Genomic DNA, 650 nt, shown 5'->3' on the forward strand with positions numbered 1-650 from the left:
AAGGTCGACAACCCGTACTCGGGGGCGCGTGGTTACGTGAACCCGGAGTGGAGCGCGAAGGCGGCGTCGGTGTCCGGCGGCAGCCGGGTGTCGAACCTGTCGACGGCGGTGTGGCTGGACCGGATCGCGGCGATCGCGGGCACGTCGGGCAGCAGCTCGAACGGTTCGATGGGCCTGGCCGATCACCTGGATGAGGCGTTGCGGCAGTACAACGCGGGTAGCGGGCCGGTGGTGGCCCAGTTCGTGATCTACAACCTGCCGGGTCGTGACTGCTCGGCGCTGGCGTCCAACGGTGAGTTGGGCGTGGACGAGCTGCCCCGGTACAAGTCGGAGTACATCGACCCGATCGCGGCGATCATGGGGCAGGCCAAGTACGCGCCGCTGCGGATCGTGGCGATCATCGAGATCGACTCGCTGCCGAACCTGGTGACGAACACGAACATCGCCAAGTGCGCGACGATGAACTCCAACGGCGGTTACGTCAAGGGTGTCGGGTACGCGCTGAACAAGCTGGGTGCGATCGGCAATGTCTACAACTACATCGACTCGGCTCACCACGGCTGGATCGGCTGGGACAGCAACTTCGGTCCGACCGCGCAGAAGCTGAAGGAGGCGGCGGTCGCCGAGGGCAGCACGGTCAACAACGTGCA

At 65.7% G+C, this 650-nt stretch carries 1 protein-coding gene; it reads left to right on the forward strand.

Annotated elements, in window-relative coordinates; genetic code table 11:
• Positions 1 to 650, forward strand: a 650-nt coding sequence (locus HAV39_RS42035) for a glycoside hydrolase family 6 protein (protein ID WP_191844661.1), incomplete at both ends; no start/stop codon positions are given.

The organism is Catellatospora chokoriensis (assembly GCF_011297315.1).
GTDB lineage: Bacteria > Actinomycetota > Actinomycetes > Mycobacteriales > Micromonosporaceae > Catellatospora > Catellatospora citrea.